This window comes from Flavobacterium lacustre, from assembly GCF_027474525.2.
Taxonomy (GTDB): domain Bacteria; phylum Bacteroidota; class Bacteroidia; order Flavobacteriales; family Flavobacteriaceae; genus Flavobacterium; species Flavobacterium lacustre.
The window spans coordinates 3,232,768-3,248,563 of the sequence record NZ_CP114882.2 but is presented as its reverse complement, the minus strand read 5'-3'; the positions used below and the strand labels follow the sequence as shown (position 1 = coordinate 3,248,563).

The window sequence follows — 15,796 nt, the reverse complement described above, 5'->3', positions numbered from 1 at the left end:
AAGTCTAATTTTTATTACTTTACGGTTTTCCTCATTTGGGTAAACTTTTTTTTGACAAATATAAAACAATAAACGGTTGTAAACAATCAGGCTTATGCAATCATATAATTTAAATCGGTTGAAAGTAATTTTCCAGTATGGAAAAAAGAGTAAGAAAGTCAGAAATGGATCAAGAGATCTTGCTTCTTGGTAAGCGTATTTTAGAGATTATTAAAGAGAAAAATTTAAAGACGAGAGAGGTGGCACACGATGCTGATATAGATGTTGAGAACCTTAGGAAGTACATTAAGGGTAAACAAGAAATGAAAGTCTCTACGATGCTCAAAATAACTAAATCATTAGGAGTAAAAGTTTCCGACTTATTTAATCATCTTGAGCAATAACAAGAGGAGATTATCGGGGGAGAGAAATAAATAATAGCCTTATTGATTTCCATAATAGAATAAAAAATATATTTAATCATTATAATTTAAGAAATTTTAAAATAAAATATAAACAAAGAGGCTTAAAAGCCCCTTCATTTATATTTTTGATAGAAAATTTATAGTACTTATTTTTGATATGGAAAATTTCTAGAAACTTTTCGCATCATTTTTTCAACTATATCATCAGTTGAAGTAGCAATTCCATCATCCATTGTTTTGAAAAACCTCCATAATAATTCACCGTTTGGACCATTATTAATTGCCATAGTTAATGAACCTGATCCAGTTTTTCCTCCTAGCCCTCCAAATAAAATTGCAGAAGCAATCGCTCCAGCCTCAGATTTAGATTGTTCATTTTCAAAAACACCACTTATTATTGAGTCAACCCCTAAAATTTTAGCAATTTCATCTTTAGTATATTCATCTAATTTATCTGCAATTCCAGCTTTTTTCAATAAAATATTTGTTCTATCAACGTCTTGAAATGAAACTGAATAGTCTTCTCTTTTTCTTAATAAAAAAGTATACATGCTTGATTGAATTGATTTAGACATAGAAATTTCTTGATTTCTATTTGCTTCTGCACTAAAGTTTTTTGGTTGCTTTCTGTATGTCAATTTAACTTCAAATGGTATAATTGCCACTGTTTTGTGTAATTTAATTTCTGTAAGTAAGTTTGAGCTTTCAAAAATTTGTTTTTGTGAGTAACTAGTTAAAGTAAAACATAATAATAAGCTAAAAAATAATGATTTTTTCATTTTAAATAATATTTAATTTGCCTACTCTTTATAGTTTTCGGCTTCCCTTTTAATTTAAAAACAAAAATCTAAATTTGAATATTAGATACTTTACGGTTTTCCTCATTTGAGTAAAATAATTTAAAAAAAACTTTTACTTTGGGGTACTATCGGAGGTAAAAATTACACCAGGGGGTTGTTATAGGAAGGAGTCTTCGTTATCACGTACAGACCAAAATAACCAAACTGGTTAAAAATTTTGGAAAATAATTTTTTAAATGATTTGCTGTAAATACCCGAAATAACCAACTTAATGCCATATTACTATTATAGCTTCCGGATTTAGTTTTTAGTTAAAAAGGATGGTTTAGGGGGTGTTGTGTATTCTACTTCAACTTCACGCACACAATTTATTTTTGGTTTAATATTTCTTTTCCAAGGGAAACTTTCAAACCAGTTAATTTAAACGCTTCCTCTATTATCACTTTTTCAACATAATCTTGATTACCATCTGTAGTAAGAATACTATCGTGAATAGTAAAAATTGGAAGAGTTGGTTGTTCTATTGAGATTCTTTTACAAGCTTTTTGAATCATTATTTCACTTTCAATTCGTTGTAAAATATGTGATAGTGCTCTGTGGTTCTTTCTTTTTATTACACTGAATATTTTGTAAATATCTGGAAATATTCTTCTAAAATCACGTTTAGAAGCATAATGCATACCTTGTATCGATCTATTATTTGAAAAGAACACTGTGTATGTTAGTTTTTTCATTTCTGCCTTTTCAAATGGTCTCTTGGGATACATTATCTTCGATAGTTGCTGGTAAAAATCACCTGACTTTGCTATTGAAGAATAAATATTAAATTCTTTTATATCAGATGATTGCAGAACTTTTACTAACATAATGATAGTATCTGTGTAGGTATGTTTATTATTATTTGTTAGTAAATTAAAGGAGGATGGTAATTGATGTATATTAATGTATCGCGGTTTTTTTTGTAGAGCATAGAATGATGGCTCAAGTAATATTGTACTTAATAACGGTTGAGAGTTCTTGATGTCAATGTTAACTAGTGGCTTCCCGTCGTATGTAATGAAGTTTCTGAGTTCCTTTTTGATGTTGGTTAGGTTAGAATGGAATCGTCCAACGTTTTCATCTAACTTATAGTAGAAATTCCCAGCTGCAAACTTCTGAACAGCTAATTTAGCCGAGTATTTCTTAGTTGCTCTACTAGCCCTTCCTTTACGAACACCTCTAATAGCACCTGTTAGTTCGGGAAACAGTTCTTCAATCTTTGCATAAGCTCCTTCAGCATCAATTTGAAGCTTCTCATTGAACCATTTTGTCAAATAGGAGTGCTTGGTGCATGTTGCTTTCATTTCTTGCCCTAAAGCTCTATTTTTCTTAGCCCTATTCTTTCTTACCACGCTGGATTTGACTGCTATTTGTTTTATTTCAGCATCATAATTTAGCTTGTTAAGAACATATCCCATGGACTTAGCACCAGGAATGTATTTTTTATCTGTTCTTATTACTCTATGCTCCAAGAGGTAGTCCAAATATTCGTTGTAGTTATGAACGATGCTTTGCATTAGTTGGGCATTGAGATTGACGTAACCACCATTACCATCTAAATCATTGTATTCCATCATATCGCATAACAACTCGATAAAATAGTAGAAGTAATCAATCTTGTATGGTCTTTTAAACTTAGGCGGATATTTATCCAAGAGACTTTCTAGGTCAATTGAACTCGGTATTCTCCAATACAAGTGATTCATCGTGTTAGAATTTAGTTCTAACAAAATTAGTTATTTTTATTTAGCCCCAACAATAGTTGTCAGGGCTTCTAATTTAAGAAATTATGTCCTTATGCTTTGCATCAAGTAAATCAGTATTGAAGATGAGTTTTATTTTTACATTAGCTCTGGCATATCTTCCACAGTCAATTGTTTTACTCCTAAGCCTCTTAAATAGGTTAGAGATGTGTTTAGACTACGGTGTCCCATGACCTGCTGTAGTTTGCTTAAACTGCCAGTCTTTTCATAAACATTTATAGCTCCTGTATGCCTAAAGCTGTAAAGGGTATTATGTTCTTTAATCAACGCAGATTCTTTTTTATATCTACCCCACAATGTTTTAAAGTAATCTTCATTGTATACTTGGAGTGAATCAGTAAAGATATTATGTTTTTCGTTTCTTTTTTTAAGATGTTGTTGCACAAATTTAGGAATTGGAACAATTCTATTTTTTTTGCCTTTGTTTTGAGCGCCTGAAAGACTTATGAAAGAACAATCATCATTAAAATCTCCCCATTTTAAATTTCTAATTTCTCTATGTGGTCGTAATAAACATCCATATGCTAATAAACAGCAAATATGTAAGTTCGTATTTGTAACTCTTAATTCTTCAAATACTAATTTTATATCTTTGATAGGCTTGTGTAGTACTTCTTCTTGTTTGACTAATTTGATAATCCGGAATGGATTGGTTAATTTGTACTTTTCAAAGTATTCCGTCAATAAGGAGGAATAGTTTTGTTTATAATTTAACTGTACTCGTTTGGACGAACTAATATGATTTAGCAAATCTTTTATTATACTCACATCAAATTCACTCAACAAAAGTCTTTTGTAATCTTTTAAGATTAAGTATTCTATGATTTTGTTGTAGGCAGAGGTTAAGTCTTTTTTATAACGAAGGCTGTATTCCATTTTCTTTTTTTGTTCAAAAGCTAATGTGATAGCTTCATAGAGATTAATGTCAATCGGTTTAATCATTTTTGGTTTGATTTCCTTTTTAGGACGCCATCCTTTCTCTAATTTTTCAGAGAAAGCTTGTAACATCAATTCAAGCTGTTTGTCCTTTAGATTCTCTTTACAGGTGTTTGGTTGAAAATTGGCGTCAATTGCTTTCCCATTAAAATAACGATACCTCTTGTTATCATAGAAGAAGGATATTCCAACTCTACCGTTGACAAGCTTAACTTTTTTCAAATTTTTAAATTCATAACTCATGTTGTGACACTTTTGTGACACTCGTAAAAAAAGCACTCTTTTTTCTAAATTTTCACCTATAAAATTTTTGTAAATAATTACTCGATTTTCCCTTATTTTCAATACTGATAATTTAGTGCTATTGATTGCTATATAATATGCTGAAGGTTTTACGGTAGAAAGATATTTGGCAGTCAATAGTTTAGGAGATTTGATGTAATTTTGCAGTAAATTTTTTTTAAAATTCTTTGCAAAAGCAAACATTTGTTCTATATTTGCAACCGCTAAGCAAATGGTGGTTGTAGCTCAGCTGGTTAGAGCATCGGTTTGTGGTACCGAGGGTCGCCGGTTCGAACCCGGTCATCCACCCAAAAGGCAAAAGCCTCGAAGAAATTCGAGGCTTTTTTTGTGGGTTTAAGTTTCGTTTGTTTTCAAAGTTTAGAATCCTATAGGGGATATAAGATTTGTTGGGTATTTTAAGCATTAGATCATTTAAGGAATGGGAATTTGCATGGCAATATCCTAAATGCGCATAGGAGAATCGTAAAGTTGCATGGCAATATCTTAAATGCGCATAGGAGAATCGCGAATGTGCATAGCAATATCGTAAAGTTGTATAGGAGAATCGAGAATGTGCATGGCAATATCTTAAATGCGCATAGGAGAATCGCAAAATGCATAGGAGAATCGTGAATTTACATGGCAATATCCTTGAGTATCCAGAGAATGGTAGTAGTTTTTATTTGGGGAAACTTCATTAGGAGCTAAACTAAAAAAGAGCCTTGAAGGATTTTCAAGGCTCTTTTTTATAGTTTCTAATAGATGTTATTTCTTATCTACAATAGGTCTTTCTGTTCGGTTTGCCAATTCCCAGGCAGTTACAAAGGCAAACTGGGTTCTCTTAGTTAAAGCATCAAATTCTATTTTATCAACTTCATCTGTTTTTTTGTGGTAATCTGCATGGACACCATTGAAAAAGAATACTGATGGTATTCCGTTTTTGGCAAAATTATAATGGTCGGAACGCTCGTAGAATCGGTTTGGGTCTTTTGGATCATTGAACTTATAATCTAAATCTAAATTGGTGTATTTTGCATTTGCGATAGTACAAATATTATCTAAATCAGTTGATAGACGGTTAGCACCAATCACATATACATAATTATTACTTCCTGCATGGGCTTCGTCGCGACGTCCTATCATATCAATATTAATATCGGTTATAGTGTTCGCCAATGGAAATAAAGGATTTTCAGAATAGAATCGGGAACCATGTAAACCATGTTCTTCTCCAGTTACATGAAGAAACAGAATCGAACGTTTTGGACCGTGACCTTCTTTTTTGGCAATTTCAAAAGCTTGGGCAATTTCTAATAAAGCGACAGTTCCTGAGCCATCATCATCGGCACCGTTATAGACTTCACCGTCTTTAATTCCAACGTGGTCGTAATGAGCCGAAATAATAAGGATTTCATTTGGTTTTTCTGAGCCTTCAATAAATGCCCAGATATTCTCTGAATCGCCTAGTTTTTCGCCATATTTTTTGTTTAAATAGGCTGCAGGAATGGGTTGGTAATAATTGGTCGCACCTTTAGGAAACGGAACATTGTTTTTCTCGTATTGTTTGATAAGATATTGACCTGCTTTTTTCTGACCAGCAGAACCGGTTTCACGACCTTCCATTTCATCTGAAGCGACAATATAAAGATGGGTTTTTAAATCTTCGGCAGTTATGGTATTCATGTATTTTGTAGGTTCAACAGCGGCAACACCTCTTTTTTGAGTGGAGCAGGAAATTACGGTGAGGGCAACAAATAGAAATAGTATTTTCTTCATTTTATAGGTTTAGGGTTGGTATTTGTATTTTATTTTTTTAAAACTTCATTCAGGAAAACTTTCAAATGTTCGAAAGAGCGTTTTGCTGCTTTTTCATTGTAAGCTGCTCCTTTAGAATTATCAGTACCTGCTTCGGGATTGGTGAAAGAGTGTACCGCATTGGCATAATAAATCATTTGCCAATCCGATTTTGTATCGCGCATTTCTTGTTGAAAAGCAGCGATTTCTTCTTTAGATTCAAAAGGGTCATCTGCACCATGACACACTAAAACTTTAGCAGTTATAGGTTCTGCAGGTCTTGTTGCGTCTTTTGCTAAACCTCCGTGAAAAGATACGACACCTTTAAAATTTAAATGTCCACGAGCGGCTTCCAAAGCTCCTGTTCCGCCAAAACAATAGCCAATAACTACTATATTATCCGGATTGGCACCTGCTTTTATCAATTGGTTTAGCGCCAATGTGATTCGCTTTTGATAGGCAGTATAATCCTTTTTATAAGAGCCGGCCATTTTACCTGCTTCCGAATAATCTTTTGGATAATTTCCTTCTCCATAAATATCAGCTACAAAAGCGTAGTATCCTAAATTGGCTAATTGTAGCGCAGTGTCTTTAGAATGTTTGTCAATTCCCAACCAAGCCGGAAGGATTAATATTCCCGGTTTTTGAATACTTTTCTTAGCAGGATTTGCTTGAAAACCATGTAATACTTGGCTGCCATCATGGTATTGCACCGGTTTAAGCTGTGCAAATGAAAAGGTAGTTTGTACCAAAAGGCTCAACAGGAAATAATGTATTTTTTTCATGGGTTTGTTATTTTTAACAAATATCTTAATTATTTTGTTATAAAAAAACCTCAAAAGAATTTACTTTCAAGGTTTTTGTGTTTGATTTTCAGATGTTTATTCGTTCCTGTTGCGGATTATTCTCCAGGGTGATAGGTACGTTCGGCATTTTTTTGAACGTCTTCCTTATAAAAAAGCACGTCTTTGAATTGTCCTTTTTGGTACATTTCGGCCTGATCGTTAAAATGTTTCGATTTTGGATCTCCGCTGTTTCCTCCTGCTAACAGTGATTTAGCTTTTATTTTAGGTCCAAATTCTACGGCACATATAAAGCTATTGCCACTGTATCCGTATCTTTTTTTGGTGTCCTTTTGGTACGAACTTTTGAAAGCAGGCAAACAACCCCAAAGTACCGAAGTATTTCCTATTGGTAAACTTTCCGCAGCATCATTATAATCAAGGTCAATGTCTCCCGATGCACGTTGGAACCTGTTCAGGTCTCCCCATGGAATTTGCCAGGTTCCAAATTTAGTTTTCAATTCATTGATTACCATCTGAAGTTGAGGCAGCAATTGTTCCTGCGTAGCATTTTTTGCAAATAATTTGGTGTTCTCGACTTGGTCTAATTCGCCTTCGTCAATATAAACTCTTTGGAGAACAGGATCCAATTTAAATGCCCATTCGTTAGCTAATGTTGTAGCAACAGAATTTGCATTGGCATAATAATCCCAGTTTTTCAAAACAGTAATTGGTTCCGATAAATCTTTGTAAGATGGATTTTCTGATTTTAAATTATTTTCAAAAGCAGTAATTAAGGTTGGAATTAAGATTTCAAAAGCGGACAATTTAGAGTTGTATCCGTCGGCAATAATTTTGTCTAATGTGTATTGATTTCCTTGGCTAAAAATCCGAACGGCATTTATTCCTCTGAAATTTTCGCCATCTGGTGCCATGTAGGGAAGGTAATTTTCTTCTTTTGGACTGTTTTCCCCTGCAACAGAATAAGGGGTAGAATTGCAATTTTGAAGCCAGCCGTTAGTAGGATTGTATAGATGAACCATTTGGGAAACGTCGTGTAATCCTTTCCATTCAGTTGTGGCGGTGGTGCCATCAACCACTTTAGACCAATTCAGGTTTTTATCTCTAATGGGTATAAAATTCCCGTGCCAATAAGCAATATTTCCTTTGCTGTCTGCATAAACAGTATTGTTTGATGTGTTTGCTTTGAGATCCATTGCTTTTTTGTAGGCTTCAAAATCTTTAGACTTTGTTCTGACCCAACTTTGAACCAAACTGTTCATCGAACGATTATTCGATTTTAAACTAATCCATTTTCCATCTCGTTGTGCCATTATAGGACCGTGATGGGTGAAATAGGTTTTGAATTCTTTAGCGATTAGTTTTCCGTTTTCCAGATAATTAATGGTAATTTTTTTTTCCGTAACAGGACGTAATTGGGCTTCGTATTCGTAATAAAGTTTGTTGTTTTTAGTACTGATTTTTTCGGCATACATATCAGCAACATCTACATTATTTGAGGTGTGCATCCAGCCACAATTATCGTTAAATCCTTGGTATATGAAAAATTGTCCCCAAGTTACCGCACCATAAGCGTTGAGTCCTTCTTCGCTGCTGACTTGTATTTCGGGTCTGAAATAAAATGTAGTGTGTGGATTAATATATAAAAGTGCATTTCCGGATGCGGATTTTGAAGGCGCTATTGCAAATCCGTTGGAACCGGTTTCTACTATTTTTTCTCTTTCGATAAACGCTACTTTATCTGAATTTCCGGAATAAAAAGCTTTCAATTCGGCCGTAGAAAGATCTGCAGTGCTAATGGCTCCAATGCTTCCGTCGGTCCACAACAGCGGGAACCAAGGTTCAAAATGAGTCAGTAACGCCGGTTTTACTTCCGGATGTTTGTGTAAATAATAGTTAATTCCGTCGGCATAACTGTTTAATAATTTTTTCAACCAAGGAGCCGCTTTTTTATAATCGGCTTTAGCTTCGTCCGCATCAATCAGTAATCGGGTTTCTAAATCATTGTATAAAACCGATTGTCCTTTTATTTCTGCAAGACGACCCAGTTTGTCAATATAGTTCATTTCCACCCGTTGAAAATCATCTTCACATTGTGCGTAAAGCATCCCAAAAACGGCATCGGCATCGGTTTTGCCATACACATGTGCAATGCCCCAATTGTCTCGAATAATAGTTACTCTTTGGGCTTGTTTTTCGAGTCTTTTGTTTTCGGCAGTTGGTGTTTTTTGGGCGAAAGCCTGCAAACCAATGCATAAAAACAGTATGCTTAATTGAATACCGTACTTGTTAGCAGTCATTTTTATTTCACTTTAAATTTTTGTCCTGCATTGTAAATACTCATATCAAGACCTTTTATGGAAATCAAGTTGTTTTTAGTTTTTTGAACTCCTTTTGGATTTTTAAGGACAATAACTTCGCTTTCACCGGCCACTTCAATTTCGTTGTTGTGAACAATAATGGCGGTACTTTCGTCAATACCAATTCCGGTAAGATTGGGGAATTCGACCATTGCTGAAATCAAGCGGTTGTAACGGCTTCTTTTTAAGAAATGTTGGTCGATGATGGCGTTTGTGATTAGTCCTAAACCTTCGGTGGTTTCTAAATTGTCGTATCGGATGTTGTCAAAAGTTCCAGAATATTCTTTTTCTAATTTTTGATTTCCGGTAATCATTTTTTCAGACATTACAGCAGCTCCGGCACTTGTTCCGGCAATCGTACTTCCGTTTTGATAGGCTTTGTGAATGGCGGTATAAATTGGTGTGTTGTATACCACATTCATAAATCGGGTTTGATCGCCGCCACTAATGAAGATAAGTTTTGCTTTTTGTAGTGAGTCGGTTAAGGTTTTATTATTGGCTGTATTTTTATCAAAATTCATCATAATAATAGGATGCGGCGTCAGTTTTTGAAACTGCTCTTTGAAATAAATATACGCGCTGTCCGGTTCTTCGCTTGACATGGGCAGGACGACTACAAAATCCTTTTTCTCTAAATCAGAAATGCTTATTAGCTGTGTCATCAAGGCATCCGAGCGATTACCACCACCAATGATAAATAATTTCCCTTTTGGATTTTGCGCTTGAATGCTGGTAGAGAATAAAAAGAGAACGAAAATAAGTATGATTTTAAAATAATTTTTTGGGAGAAGAACAGTGATTTTCATTCGTTTTTATTTTAGGGGTTATTTTCAGATTTTAAGTTTATAATGTTACGTTGCGTTTAAATGCACAACCTAATTCTATGATAGAATCAGTTTTGGCAATTCCGGGAATGTTGTCGATTTTTTCGTAAAGAATCTTCCTCATGTGTTCATGATTTTTGGCAATTATTTTTATATAAAGCGTGAAAGAACCTGTAACATAGTAACATTCTGTGATTTCGGGAATGTTTTTTAAGGCTTCGATTACTTGTATTGAATCGGGATCTTTATTTAAGGTTATTCCGGTGAAAGAAGCCCAATCGTATCCTATTTTCTTTTCGTTTATAATGGGTCTTATTCCGGCGAGAATTCCTTGTTCGGTTAATCGGTTAATGCGTTGATGCACCATCGTATTTGATATTTTCAAATTAGTGGCTATGGCAGAGTAAGCCATTCTTCCGTCTTTTTCTAATTCTTTTATAATATTGATATCGAATTCGTCTAAAGCATCCATTTTTCGGTTGTTTTTAAGTTAAAATCACTTTTTTGAGCAAGTATAAAAGTAATTGTTTTTTGTTCAAATTAAAAATAGCTTTAAAAACCGAACAACTAAAATTACAAAATGACTTATTTTTAAACAAATTAAAGAATAATTTTTAATATATTGTTTTTTAAAAGTCAAAATAGTTGATATTCGTGTTAAAATAAAATATTTTCAGTACTTTTGCACTTTAAGATTTAAAAAAAAGAATCACCATGACACCTACAGAACAAATCCTTTCCTCAAAATCGGAAGCTTTAATTGCTAAAGAAAATCAATACGGAGCGCACAATTACCATCCTTTGCCCGTAGTTTTAGAGCGAGGTGAAGGCGTTTATGTTTGGGATGTTGACGGGAAAAAATACTATGATTTTCTATCTGCGTATTCTGCCGTAAATCAAGGACATTGTCATCCAAAAATTATTGGAGCAATGGTAAAACAAGCGCAAACACTGACTTTAACTTCACGTGCTTTTTATAACGATCAATTGGGCGTTTACGAAGAATATGTAACCAATTATTTTGGTTTTGATAAAGTATTACCCATGAATACTGGTGCCGAAGCGGTAGAAACCGCCCTTAAATTATGTAGAAAATGGGCGTATGAAGTAAAAGGTATTCCTGAAAATGAAGCACAAATTATTGTTTGTGAAAATAATTTTCACGGGCGAACCACTACTATTATTTCCTTTTCTAATGATGAGAGTGCGCGTAAAAGTTTTGGACCGTTTACTGCAGGATTTATAAAAATTCCTTATGATGATATCGAAGCGTTGTCGGCTGTGTTGAAATCAACCAAAAATATTGCCGGATTTCTAGTAGAACCTATTCAAGGAGAAGCTGGGGTTTATGTTCCAGCCGATGATTATTTGGCCAAAGCCAAAGCCCTTTGTGCGGAGCATAACGCTTTATTTATTGCTGATGAGGTACAAACTGGAATTGCTAGAACAGGACGATTATTAGCGACTTGTGGAAATTGTTCTTGCGAAAAAGGATGCGAAAACAAACCTGAAGTAAAACCGGATATCCTTATTTTAGGAAAAGCGATTTCTGGTGGAGTATATCCAGTTTCGGCAGTTTTGGCCAATAACGAAATAATGAATGTCATCAAACCGGGGCAACATGGTTCTACATTTGGTGGAAACCCCGTTGCAGCAGCTGTTGCCATTGCAGCACTTGAAGTGGTTAAAGACGAAAATTTAGCACAAAATGCGGAACGTTTGGGCGTTATTTTGCGCAAAGGATTAAATGATATTGCTTCCAGAAACCCTTTGATTACTTTGGTTCGAGGAAAAGGATTGCTGAATGCGATTGTGATTAATTGTGGAGAAGATTCGGATTTAGCTTGGGATATTTGTTTGAAATTCAGAGATTATGGCTTATTGGCAAAACCAACACACGGGAATAAAATCCGATTGGCTCCGCCATTAGTAATCACCGAAACTCAAATACAGGAATGTCTTGGCATCATCGAAAAAGCATTGAGCGAGTTTGAATAAAATAGCTTTACTTTAATTTAGCCTACGAATCCCAACGTCTTTTATTAGATTTTGGGATTTCTTTTTTGCACATTTTTCATATTTGAAAGCTGCTTTGTTCTTTTTTCATAAATAAAACGGGCATAAATCTCTCTAAATTCATTTTGCATGTAATTATAGTTAATTATGAATGTTACCTAGTAATTTTACTTATATTTGCAATAAGTATTTTTACTTAGTTTTATTAGATAGTACTATGATACAAGTCGAAGAAGCCTTATCTGTTGTTGCAAAGAATAGTTGCAAGATGCCCATTAGAAAAATTAAAGTGTCTAAATCACTTGGTTTTATTTTGGCGGAAGCCATTTATTCGCCAATGAATATGCCGCCTTTTCGTCAATCAGCCATGGATGGTTACGCTTTTTTGCACAGTGAATTACAGCATTTAGATGTGGTTAGTACCTCACAAGCAGGCGATTTTTCGAACATAGAACTGGCTAAAAACGAAGCTATTCGGATATTTACCGGCGCTTTTGTTCCGGATCATTTAGATACGGTTGTGATGCAAGAGCACACTTCAAGAACCGGTGATGCATTAGCAATCACTAAAATGCCTTCTCGATTTGCAAATGTTAGAAATGAAGGTGAGCAAATCAAAGAAAACGAACTCGTCCTACCAAAAAATACTCTTATTAATCCTGCGGCCATTGGTTTTCTTGCTTGTTTGGGAATAACAGAAATCACGGTATATGCCAAGCCAAAAATAGCAGTTTTAGTTACCGGAAATGAGCTGGTAAAACCCGGAAAGCAACTGCCAAAAGGGAAGATTTACGAAAGTAATTCTGTTATGCTGGAAGCTGCTTTGAAAGGAATTGGAATCAAAAAAGTAAAAATAATCAGGGTTAAAGATAATTTGAAAGCGACTAAAAAAGCTGTAAAAGAGTGTCTTTCTGACTTTGATGTGGTGCTTGTTTCCGGTGGAATTTCGGTAGGTGATTATGATTTTGTAAAAGAAGCACTTTTGTCAAATGGAGTAGAAGAGTTATTTTATAAAATTAATCAGAAGCCTGGAAAACCTTTGTTTTTTGGAAAAAAAGATAAAAAAATAGTTTTTGCTTTGCCTGGAAATCCTGCGTCAACATTGACAGGTTTTTATGTGTATGTATATCCTGCACTCAAAATAAGTATGGGTTTTGAAACTATTCATTTGTCAAAAATCACCCGAAAAATAACTACCCAATTTGAGAATACATCAGGAAAAACATTGTTTTTGAAAGCGTTTTTTGATGATGAAAAAGTCACGGTTTTAGAGAGTCAAAGTTCGGCTATGTTAAACACTTTTGCGAAAGCGAATGGCTTAATTTGTTTGCCTTTTGATTCGATAACTATTGAAAAAAATCAGGAAGTACTAGTTATACCAATTAATTGACAGATGCAGATGACACTTTTAAATAACGATTTTTTGATTGTATTCAGCCTGTTATTGACGGTGGTTGCATTTTTGTATTCCAGCGTGGGACACGGCGGTGCATCGGGATATTTAGCGTTGATGGCGATTTTTGCATTTCCAATTTCGGTGATGAAACCTTCGGCTTTGTTGTTGAATTTGTTTGTTTCTGGAATTTCTTTTTTCTTTTATTATAAAAAAGATTTTTTCAAACTCAAGTTGTTTTATCCTTTTGCGATAACTTCGGTACCGGCTGCTTTTATTGGCGGAATGATTCCGTTAGAAAATAGTTTTTACAAAATATTGTTAGGAATTGTATTGATTCTGGCGGCCTTGCGATTGTTTGGTTTTTTTAATTCTAAAGAAAAAGAAAGTGTAAAAATTAATATTCCGATTGCGATGGGAATCGGTTTTGGAATTGGATTATTATCAGGAATGTTGGGCATTGGCGGCGGCATTATCCTGAGTCCAATTTTGTTGTTATTGGGTTGGGCAACGTTAAAAGAAACAGCTGCAATTTCAAGTTTGTTTATTTTTGTCAATTCCGTAGCGGGACTTTCGGGTTATTTTATGGAAGACAAAACGTTTCCAACAGAAAGTTTTTATTTAGTGCCAATAGCAGTTTTCGGAGGAATGTTAGGTGCTTATTACGGCAGTGGTTATTTTTCGAATAAGGTTTTAAAATATGTTTTGGCAATCGTAATTTTATTAGCGAGCGTGAAGTTGATTGTTTAATCAATACATTAGAAAGTATGCAAGTATCGATTCTTTGTGGAGGGAAAAGCAGCCGAATGCAGTCGGAGAAAGGATTGGTTTTATACCAAAACAAACCTTTTATTGAGCATATTATTGAAGCGGTTTTGCCAATATCAAATAACATTCAATTGGTTACAAATACAAATGATTACGATTATTTAGCCTACAAAAAAATAAAGGATGTAGTTGTTGATAAAGGCCCTTTGGGCGGAATTTATTCGGCGCTGGTTCATTCAGATTCTGAAATAAATTTGATTTTGAGTTGTGACATTCCATTAATTTCAACCGAAATGTTACAAGAATTAATCGAAAAGCATACTGTAGATTTTGATGTTTCTGTTTTTGAAGACACGAATCGGATTCATCCTTTGATAGGAATATATTCGAAAAATATATTAGCTGTTTTAAAAAAGGCAATTGATGCCAATGAGTTAAAAATGATGTGTTTTATTTCAAATATAAAACACCAATTGATTCCGATTTTGGATGCCAAAAGACATCTGTTTAAAAATATAAATTCTGTTGCCGAGTTAAACGAATTGAATACCAATTTATCTTAGTTAAAATGAAAAATTCAAATACACCAAAGTTGACAATCGTTGGGGCAGGTCCCGGAGATGTAGAGTTGATTACTTTAAAAGCCATCAAAGCACTGGGAAGTGCCGATGTAGTTTTGTATGATGCGCTTGTAAATGAAGAATTATTGCAATATGCTACTCATGCTGAAATCATTTTTGTGGGCAAGCGTTTTGGTTGTCACGCTTACAGTCAGGATCAAATTAATGAATTGATTGTGTCGATGGCAAAGCGTTTTGGTCATGTTGTTCGATTGAAAGGCGGTGATCCATTTGTTTTTGGAAGAGGAAGTGAAGAGATAGAATTTGCCGAAAAATTTGATTTGGAAACCGCAATTGTTCCCGGAATTTCATCGGCTTTAGGCGTTCCTGCATCTAATGGAATCAGTTTGACGCAAAGAAGAGTTGCTGAAAGTTTCTGGGTCATTACCGGAACTACTTCGGATCATAAATTGTCTAAAGATGTGGCTTTGGCATCACAATCTTCAGCTACGGTGGTTATTTTGATGGGAATGAATAAATTGGACGAAATTATTTCGATTTATCAAAACAACAGAACCGATGATTTGCCTGTTGCCATCATTCAGAACGGAACAAAAGATAGCCAGAAAAAAGTAGTTGGAACCATAAGTTCGATTGCTGCATTAGTTCAAGAGCACCAACTTTCTTCTCCTGCAATTATTGTAATTGGTGAAGTGGTGCAAAATGCTTCAAAATTAACGGCTTATTTCCAAGAGGAGAATTTAGACGATGAGTTTATTTTTCAAAATTTAGATATAGCGATATGATTTTAGTAAAATATTTTGGCGCTATAGCCGAAAGAACAAAAAGTCAGGGAGAAGAATTTTCTTTTTCAGACCTGCCTTTGAGCGATTTATTGTTGGCATTAGAACAAAAATACCAACTGGGACAATTGTCTTTTAGTGTAGCGGTAAATCAGAAAATGCTACAAGACGCAACAGATTACAGATTGAAAAGTAATGATATCATTGCGCTTTTACCACCGTTTGCCGGAGGATAAAACTCCTAAAAGGGA

15 protein-coding genes and 1 tRNA gene are annotated in these 15,796 nt (G+C 34.5%); 8 read left to right on the top strand and 8 right to left on the bottom strand.

The window, feature by feature from the left end:
* Nucleotides 1-137 precede the first annotated feature (137 nt).
* Nucleotides 138-383, top strand: coding sequence for a helix-turn-helix domain-containing protein (locus O6P34_RS14020; protein ID WP_269685136.1), 246 nt, complete (start codon nucleotides 138-140; stop codon nucleotides 381-383).
* A 167-nt stretch (nucleotides 384-550) separates the two neighbouring features.
* Here the strand turns inward: O6P34_RS14020 and O6P34_RS14015 are convergent, their stop codons facing one another.
* The 3 genes from O6P34_RS14015 to O6P34_RS14005 all read right to left on the bottom strand — a co-directional run bounded on the left by O6P34_RS14015 (nucleotide 551) and on the right by O6P34_RS14005 (nucleotide 4,428).
* Nucleotides 551-1,183: a hypothetical protein gene (locus O6P34_RS14015; RefSeq protein ID WP_269685135.1), complete on the bottom strand. Its 633-nt coding sequence runs from the start codon at nucleotides 1,181-1,183 to the stop codon at nucleotides 551-553.
* A gap of 389 nt (nucleotides 1,184-1,572) precedes the next feature.
* On the bottom strand, nucleotides 1,573-2,949 hold the full coding sequence (locus tag O6P34_RS14010; RefSeq protein WP_269685134.1) for a hypothetical protein: 1,377 nt from the start codon (nucleotides 2,947-2,949) through the stop codon (nucleotides 1,573-1,575).
* A 135-nt stretch (nucleotides 2,950-3,084) separates the two neighbouring features.
* On the bottom strand, nucleotides 3,085-4,428 hold the full coding sequence (locus O6P34_RS14005) for a tyrosine-type recombinase/integrase (protein ID WP_269685133.1): 1,344 nt from the start codon (nucleotides 4,426-4,428) through the stop codon (nucleotides 3,085-3,087).
* Nucleotides 4,429-4,459: 31 nt separating this feature from the next.
* On the opposite strand from O6P34_RS14005, the gene O6P34_RS14000 reads away from it, so the two are divergent.
* Nucleotides 4,460-4,533, top strand: a tRNA-His gene (locus O6P34_RS14000).
* Between the two features lie 456 nt (nucleotides 4,534-4,989).
* On the opposite strand, the gene O6P34_RS13995 is transcribed toward O6P34_RS14000, so the two are convergent.
* From O6P34_RS13995 to O6P34_RS13975, 5 genes are all read right to left on the bottom strand, one after another.
* Nucleotides 4,990-6,000 (bottom strand): M28 family peptidase, encoded by a 1,011-nt coding sequence (locus O6P34_RS13995; RefSeq protein ID WP_269685132.1) that lies wholly within the window; start codon nucleotides 5,998-6,000, stop codon nucleotides 4,990-4,992.
* 29 nt (nucleotides 6,001-6,029) lie between these two features.
* A complete protein-coding gene (locus tag O6P34_RS13990; protein ID WP_269685131.1) occupies nucleotides 6,030-6,803 on the bottom strand; it encodes a dienelactone hydrolase family protein in 774 nt (257 codons plus the stop codon).
* Nucleotides 6,804-6,919: 116 nt separating this feature from the next.
* On the bottom strand, nucleotides 6,920-9,121 hold the full coding sequence (locus O6P34_RS13985; RefSeq protein WP_269685130.1) for a penicillin acylase family protein: 2,202 nt from the start codon (nucleotides 9,119-9,121) through the stop codon (nucleotides 6,920-6,922).
* A 2-nt stretch (nucleotides 9,122-9,123) separates the two neighbouring features.
* Entirely contained in the window at nucleotides 9,124-9,987 is an 864-nt protein-coding gene (locus tag O6P34_RS13980) for a cyanophycinase (RefSeq protein WP_269685129.1), read from the bottom strand.
* 37 nt (nucleotides 9,988-10,024) lie between these two features.
* On the bottom strand, nucleotides 10,025-10,477 hold the full coding sequence (locus tag O6P34_RS13975; RefSeq protein ID WP_269685128.1) for an Lrp/AsnC family transcriptional regulator: 453 nt from the start codon (nucleotides 10,475-10,477) through the stop codon (nucleotides 10,025-10,027).
* Nucleotides 10,478-10,719: 242 nt separating this feature from the next.
* Between O6P34_RS13975 and rocD the strand changes: the two genes are divergently transcribed.
* The 6 genes from rocD to O6P34_RS13945 all read left to right on the top strand — a co-directional run bounded on the left by rocD (nucleotide 10,720) and on the right by O6P34_RS13945 (nucleotide 15,781).
* Entirely contained in the window at nucleotides 10,720-12,003 is a 1,284-nt protein-coding gene (rocD, locus tag O6P34_RS13970; protein ID WP_269685127.1) for an ornithine--oxo-acid transaminase, read from the top strand.
* A gap of 235 nt (nucleotides 12,004-12,238) precedes the next feature.
* The gene (locus O6P34_RS13965; RefSeq protein WP_269685126.1) at nucleotides 12,239-13,411 is read left to right on the top strand and encodes a molybdopterin molybdotransferase MoeA; all 1,173 of its coding nucleotides are present in this window, start codon (nucleotides 12,239-12,241) and stop codon (nucleotides 13,409-13,411) included.
* Nucleotides 13,412-13,414: 3 nt separating this feature from the next.
* Nucleotides 13,415-14,164 (top strand): sulfite exporter TauE/SafE family protein, encoded by a 750-nt coding sequence (locus O6P34_RS13960; protein ID WP_349293438.1) that lies wholly within the window; start codon nucleotides 13,415-13,417, stop codon nucleotides 14,162-14,164.
* A 17-nt stretch (nucleotides 14,165-14,181) separates the two neighbouring features.
* The gene (locus tag O6P34_RS13955) at nucleotides 14,182-14,745 is read left to right on the top strand and encodes a molybdenum cofactor guanylyltransferase (RefSeq protein WP_269685124.1); all 564 of its coding nucleotides are present in this window, start codon (nucleotides 14,182-14,184) and stop codon (nucleotides 14,743-14,745) included.
* A gap of 5 nt (nucleotides 14,746-14,750) precedes the next feature.
* On the top strand, nucleotides 14,751-15,548 hold the full coding sequence (cobA, locus tag O6P34_RS13950) for a uroporphyrinogen-III C-methyltransferase (RefSeq protein WP_269685123.1): 798 nt from the start codon (nucleotides 14,751-14,753) through the stop codon (nucleotides 15,546-15,548).
* Nucleotides 15,545-15,781 (top strand): MoaD/ThiS family protein, encoded by a 237-nt coding sequence (locus tag O6P34_RS13945; protein WP_269685122.1) that lies wholly within the window; start codon nucleotides 15,545-15,547, stop codon nucleotides 15,779-15,781. The genes cobA and O6P34_RS13945 overlap by 4 nt, the downstream gene beginning before the upstream one ends.
* Nucleotides 15,782-15,796 lie beyond the last annotated feature (15 nt).